This is a genomic window from Micromonospora sp. M51 (genome assembly GCF_018070305.1).
In the GTDB taxonomy this organism is placed as follows: domain Bacteria; phylum Actinomycetota; class Actinomycetes; order Mycobacteriales; family Micromonosporaceae; genus Micromonospora; species Micromonospora parva.
This window is the reverse complement of the sequence record NZ_JAGPXZ010000347.1, coordinates 1-6,222: the sequence shown is the minus strand read 5'-3', so window position 1 is coordinate 6,222 and position 6,222 is coordinate 1. Positions and strand designations below refer to the sequence as shown.

The 6,222-nt window shown below is 73.0% G+C and carries 7 protein-coding genes; 6 read left to right on the top strand and 1 reads right to left on the bottom strand.

Annotated features, from left to right (window positions below):
• From KBX53_RS18910 to KBX53_RS18885, 6 genes are all read left to right on the top strand, one after another.
• On the top strand, window positions 1–560 hold a 560-nt coding region (locus KBX53_RS18910), incomplete at its 5' end, for a sensor histidine kinase (RefSeq protein ID WP_247675850.1).
• A gap of 7 nt (window positions 561–567) precedes the next feature.
• Window positions 568–1,236: a response regulator transcription factor gene (locus KBX53_RS18905; protein WP_030337723.1), complete on the top strand. Its 669-nt coding sequence runs from the start codon at window positions 568–570 to the stop codon at window positions 1,234–1,236.
• 191 nt (window positions 1,237–1,427) lie between these two features.
• Complete coding sequence (locus KBX53_RS18900; RefSeq protein WP_210860716.1) at window positions 1,428–2,237, top strand: SAM-dependent methyltransferase; 810 nt, start codon at window positions 1,428–1,430, stop codon at window positions 2,235–2,237.
• 79 nt (window positions 2,238–2,316) lie between these two features.
• Window positions 2,317–3,975: a bifunctional diguanylate cyclase/phosphodiesterase gene (locus KBX53_RS18895; RefSeq protein ID WP_247675852.1), complete on the top strand. Its 1,659-nt coding sequence runs from the start codon at window positions 2,317–2,319 to the stop codon at window positions 3,973–3,975.
• Between the two features lie 271 nt (window positions 3,976–4,246).
• Window positions 4,247–4,831: a TetR/AcrR family transcriptional regulator gene (locus KBX53_RS18890; RefSeq protein WP_210860712.1), complete on the top strand. Its 585-nt coding sequence runs from the start codon at window positions 4,247–4,249 to the stop codon at window positions 4,829–4,831.
• Between the two features lie 17 nt (window positions 4,832–4,848).
• The gene (locus KBX53_RS18885) at window positions 4,849–5,511 is read left to right on the top strand and encodes a 1-acyl-sn-glycerol-3-phosphate acyltransferase (RefSeq protein ID WP_030337727.1); all 663 of its coding nucleotides are present in this window, start codon (window positions 4,849–4,851) and stop codon (window positions 5,509–5,511) included.
• Between the two features lie 13 nt (window positions 5,512–5,524).
• On the opposite strand, the gene KBX53_RS18880 is transcribed toward KBX53_RS18885, so the two are convergent.
• A partial coding sequence (locus tag KBX53_RS18880; protein WP_210860710.1) for a glycosyltransferase family 4 protein occupies window positions 5,525–6,222 on the bottom strand: 698 nt, incomplete at its 5' end.

Here is a 6,222-nt window from a genome sequence, read left to right as displayed (position 1 = left end):
CCCTGGCCACCGTCTTCGACGACGCCGACGAGACCGCCGAGGCCCTGCGGACGCTGCGCGGCGAGGTGACCCGGGTGATCCAGGAACTGCGGCTGAGCCTCTTCGAGCTGCGCAGCGAGGTGGACCGGCAGGGCGGGTTGGCCGCGGCGATCGCGGAGTACGCGCGCACCGTCGGCGCGTCCGGCGGGCTGCGGGTGCACCTCTCGCTGGACGAGTCCACCGCCCGGCTCCCGGCCGCCACGGAGGCCGAGTTGCTGCGCATCGCGCAGGAGGCGGTGACCAACGCGCGCAAGCATGCCGGGGCGTCGAATTTGTGGGTCACCTGTGAGGTCGACCCCCCGTACGCGCAAATAGAAGTGTCGGATGACGGTCAGGGGATGGCTGACCAGCGCCCGGACGGGCGGTACGGTCTTGCGATCATGGCCGAGAGGGCGGAACGTATCCGGGGCCGGTTGGAGATCAGGCCGCGGCAACCCAGCGGCACGACCGTGGCGGTGGTTCTCGGCACCTCGGCCCGGCGCGATAACGTGCGCGGCAGCGCAGCACCAGAAGGGGAGTAACCCGAGGATGACCACAAGTCCGATACCGGCCACCCGTACCAAGGTCCTCCTTGTCGACGATCATGACCTGATTCGCAAGGGTTTGCGGCACGCCTTCGAGCGCGACCGCCAGTTCGAGGTCGTCGGTGAGGCGGCCACGGCGGCAGAAGGAGTACGTCAGGCCGGCGCGTTGCAGCCGGACGTGGTGATCATGGATCTGCGGCTGCCCGACGGCAGTGGCCTGGAGGCCACCCGCGCGCTGCGCAAGTCCAGCGCGTCGATGGGCATCGTGGTGCTGACCATGTACGCCGGCGACGATCAGCTCTTCGGCGCCCTGGAGGCCGGCGCGAGCGCCTTCGTGCCGAAGACCGCCCCGGCCGACGAGGTGGTGGCCGCCGCCCGGCACGCCGCCTCCTCCCCCAGCGCGTTCACCGCGGCCGACCTGGCCGAGGCGATGAAGCGGCGGCTCGCACCGTCCGGCCCGCAGTTGTCTCCCCGGGAGGGGCAGGTGCTGCGGCTGCTCGCCGACGGGATGAGCGTGGCGGGCATCGCCAAGCAGCTGTTCGTCAGCGAGTCCACGGCGAAGACGCACATCTCGAAGCTCTACGAGAAGCTCGGCGCGGCCAACCGCGCTCAGGCCCTCATGACCGCACTCCGGCTCGGCCTGCTCGAGGCACCGGACGCGCCCAAGTTCTGACCTGCCGCCCGCTCGTCGAGCGGGACGTCGCGACCGACGGTCCGCGCCAGCTTCTCAGCCGGCGCGGGCCGTCGCGCATCGACCGACGTCGGCGGGCAACCTCCGGCGCGCTATGGTCTGGCGTGCGTGGCGGGTGCACAATACCCGCGCGGGCGACGACGCCCGCGTCGCGGATTCGAGGGGTGAAACGCATGCAGCGGCCGGACTGGGCACCCGACACCATCGACATCGAGCGCCCGAGCGTCGCGCGGATGTACGACTACTACCTCGGTGGCTCGCACAACTTCGCCGCTGACCGGGCCGCAGCGCAGGCGATGGTCGCCGCGGTGCCGGAGGCGCCGCTGATGGCCCAGGCCAACCGGGCGTTCCTGCGCCGGGCCGTGCACCATCTCGCCGAGGCCGGGATCCGGCAGTTCCTGGACATCGGCTCGGGCATCCCGACCGTCGGCAACGTGCACGAGATCGCCCAGCAACTCGACCCGCGGTCGCGAGTGGTCTATGTGGACGTCGACCCGGTGGCGGTGGCGCACAGCCGTGAGATCCTCGCCGGCAACGAGCGGGCCGCCGTGGTGCAGGAGGACCTGCGCCACCCGGAGGCGATCCTGGCCCACCCGGACGTCCGCAAGCTGCTCGACCTGAGCCAACCGGTGGCCGTGATGGTCGTGGCCGTCCTGCACTTCGTCTCCGACGACGACCGACCGGCCGACCTGCTGCGGACGCTGCGCGACGCGTTGGCGCCCGGCAGCTACCTGGTGTTGTCGCAGGCCAGCGACGACGGGCGCAGCGAGGACGAACGCGCCGAGGCGGAACGGGTCTACCGGCGCACCGACAGCCCGCTGTGGGTGCGCAGCCGCGCCGAGCTGACCGCGCTCTTCGACGGTTTCGAGCTGCTCGACCCCGGCGTGGTCTGGGTGCCCCAGTGGCGACCGGACACCCCGGAGAGCGCGGAGGACGCCGAGCGCGCGGTCTTCATGGGCGGCGTCGGGCGCCTCGGTGGCTGAGTCGCCGGGGACGACGCCCGGTCCGGGCACGTTCGCCCGGGCCTGGGCGAAGGCGGTCTCCGGCACCAGCTACCTCCCGATGACCCAGGCCCAGTTGGAGTCCCTGCTGGACCGGCTCACCGGGGAACTGGCCGGCGCGTTGCTGACCGAGCCGTTCGACCTGCGGGCCGGGCACCGGGTCGGTGCCGAGTTGGTGGCCGCGCACATCGCGTCCGCCGAAGGGCTGGGCCGTACCGTCGAGGTCATCCAGCTCCGCCTGGTGCGCGACCTGGGGTTGGTGGCCGAGGACGTCGAGGACCGGATGGCCCGGCTGCTGGCGGCCGTGGCGACCGGCTACGCCCGCGCGCTGCGCGACCGGACGCTCGACGAGCAGGAGTCGATCCGCCGCGCCGCGATGCGGGCCCGCACCCAGGCCGAGCGTGCGCTGCGGGCCAGCGAGGCCCGGTTCCGCCATCAGGCCACCCACGACCCGCTCACCGGCCTGCCCAACCGGACACTGTTCACCGAACGGCTCGCCGCCGCGATCAACGAGCCGGGCCGGGGCGCGCAGCGGGTCGGGGTGTGCTTCCTGGACCTGGACCGTTTCAAGGTCGTCAACGACACCCTGGGGCACCAGATCGGTGACCTGCTGCTGGTCACGGTCGCGGAGCGGCTGAGCAAGGCCATCGGTGAGCACCTGGTGGCTCGGCTCGGCGGCGACGAGTTCGTGATCCTGGTGGAGCGCACCGCCGGCACCGACGACATGGTCGCGGTGGCCGAGGCCGCCCTCGCCGCGGTGCGCACACCGGCGCTGGTGGACGGGCACGAGCTGCAGATCTCGGCGAGCATCGGCATCGTCGAGCGCCAGGTTGCCGGAGCCAACCCCACGGACCTCATGCGCGCCGCCGACAGCACCCTGCACTGGGCGAAGTCCGCCGGTGGGGCGCGCTGGGCCCTCTACGACGCCGAGCGCAACCAACGGGAACTGGCCCGGTACGCGCTCTCCGCGGCCATCCCGGCGGCCCTGGAGCGGGGCGAGTTCTACCTCGACTACCAACCGCTGACCTCACTGCGCGATGGCAGCCTCGTCGGCGTGGAGGCGCTGGTCCGCTGGCGACACCCCGAGCTGGGGGTGCTGCGCCCGGACAGCTTCATCGGGTTGGCCGAGGAGACCGGCCTGATCGTCCAGTTGGGCGGGTGGGTGCTGGCCGAGGCGTGCCGCGAGGCCGAGGCGTGGTCGGCCGGGGGTGCCGCCGCGCCGTTCGTCAGCGTCAACCTGGCGGTACGCCAGGTGCACCGGCCGGGGTTGGTGCAGGAGGTCCGCACCCTCCTGCGGCAGACCGGCCTGCCCCCGGAACGGCTCCAGCTGGAAATCACCGAGAGCACCATGATGAGCACCGCCAAGGAGCCGGTACGCGCCCTGCGGGTCCTTGCCGACCTCGGGGTACGCATCGCCATCGACGACTTCGGCACCGGCTACAGCAACCTGGCGTACCTGCGGGACCTGCCGGTCACCGAACTGAAGGTGGCCGGCGAGTTCGTGGCCGGCCTACGGTCGTCCTCCGTCGGCCGCACCGACGAGCGGATCCTCGCCTCGCTGGTCTCGCTGGCGCACGCGCTGGACCTGACCGTCACCGCCGAAGGGGTGGAGACCGCCGGGCAGGCCGAGCGGTTGCGCGCGATCGGCTGCGACGCCGCCCAGGGCTGGCACTTCGGCCGCCCGGCCCCCGCCGATCGCATCCTGGCCCGCATCCGCTGACCTTCGGGCCCGCCCACGCCCCAACCGTTCCCGCCCACTCCCCCAACCGCGGCTCACCCCGACGTCACGACACCCGCAGTGGAGCGGCCGTGGGGTCGAGCGGACAGCGCGGGGCCGGACTCCGTTGAGGCTGATGTCGGTGAGTCATCTCGATGACTCACCGACATCACGCTGATCCCGGAAAGGCATCGGCAGGTCACCGAGACACGCCTGCTTGAGCCGACCCACCGGCGAGGTAGACAGTGTCTACGCGGCATGGTAGACAGTGTCTATGGACGCCGACGAGACCGGGCTGCGCGCGCGGCTGGTGGCCGTCGGGGTGGACCTGGTGCTCAGCGAGGGCCAGTCGGCGGTGTCGCTGCGGGAGATCGCCCGCCGTGCCGGGGTCTCGCACGGCGCACCGCGCCGCTATTTCCCCACCCACGTCGACCTGCTCTCCGCCATCGCCCGGGAGGGCTTCGCCGACCTCACCGCCCGGGTCGAGCAGACGATGCGCGACGTCGGGCCGGATCCGCGTACCCGATTGACCGCCCTGGCCCGGACGTACCTGGACTTCGCGGCGGCCCACCGCTGCATGTTCGAGCTGATGTTCCGGCACGACCTGCTGGACAGCGGCCGGCTGCGGCTGCGGGAGACGAGCCTGCCGCTGTTCGCCGTGCTGGCCGACCTGGTGGCGCAGGTGCGCCGGCCCACCGACGCCCCTGCGGCGGTGCTCGCCGGCGCACTCTGGGCCAACCTGCACGGCATCGCCCAGCTCTGGGCCTGGGGCAGCCTGCCGCTGGCCACCGGCGCCACCGACGACGACGCCCTGCTGCGCGCCGCGCTCGACGCCCATCTCGGCCCGCCCCCCACCTAGCCGAACCCGGAGAACCCGTGCCCCTGCTGTACGACCTCACCAAGCTGACCGTCGGCACCACGCTGCGGCTGGGCTGGCGGCCCCGGGTGGAAGGGCTGGAGCATCTGCCCCGGCACGGCGGCGCGATCCTCGCCGGCAACCACCTGTCCGTCGCCGACGAGTTGTTCCTCGTCACCTCGACACCCCGCCACGTCACCTTCTGGGCGAAGGTCGAGTACTTCAACGGCCGGGGGCCGGGCGGCTGGCTCAACCGGCGGATCGTCGCCGGCATGGGCGCCATCCCGGTCGACCGCACCGACGGCCGAGCCGCCCTGCGCGCCCTGGACGCCGCCGTCCCGGTGCTGCGCGCCGGCGGCCTGGTAGCCGTCTACCCGGAGGGCACCCGCTCACCGGACGGGCGGCTCTACCGGGGCCGCGTCGGAATGACCCGACTGGCCCGTGACGCCGAGGTGCCGATCATCCCGGTCGGCGTGACCGGCACCGCCGAGGTGCTGCCCGTCGACGCCCGGCTGCCCCGCCGACACCCGGTCACCCTGCGGTTCGGCCCACCGATCCCGGTCGCCGGACGGATCAACAGCCCACGCGACATCCGGACGGTCACCGACGAGGTGATGGCGGCGATCCAGCAACTCACCGGCCAGGAGTACGTGCCGCGCTACGCGCCCGCCCGGGAGCGCTGAACGCGGGCAGCGGTCAGCCGGCGAGCAACGCCGCCATGCGGTCCGCCTGCGCCTCCCAGCGCCACTCCCGTTCCACCCAGGCCCGGCCCGCCGCGCCCAGTTGGCGAGCCAGGTCCCGGTCGGCGAGCAACGCGGCGACCCGGTCGGCGAGCTGGCCGACGTCCCGGCCGCGTACGACGTAGCCGGTCTCCCCCTCACGGACCGCGTCCGGTGCGCCTCCGGAGTCACCGGCGACCACCGGCAGGCCGGTGGCGGACGCCTCCAGGTAGACGATGCCCAGCCCTTCGACGTCGAGGCCACGGTTGCGGGTGCGGCACGGCATCGCGTAGACGTCACCGGCCGCGTAGTGCGCCGGCAGCTCGACCGACGGCACCGTGCCGGTGAACACCACATCCCGTTCCACACCGGTCTGGCGGGCCAGCTTCTCCAGGGTCGCCCGGTACGGCCCGCCACCGACGATCAGCAGCGCCGCGTCGGGCACCCGGCGGCGGATTTCCGGTAGGGCCCGGATCAGCGTGTCCTGACCCTTGCGCGGCACCAGCCGGGACACGCAGACGACCACCGGACGGTCGGTCAACCCGAGCCGCGCCCGAACCTGTTCACCGTCCACGGTCGGGTGGTACATGTCCACGTCGACCCCGGGCGCGAGGCGCCGCAGGTCGGTCTCCCCGTCCAGCACGCGGGCGAACCGGCTCCGGGTGTGCTCGCCGC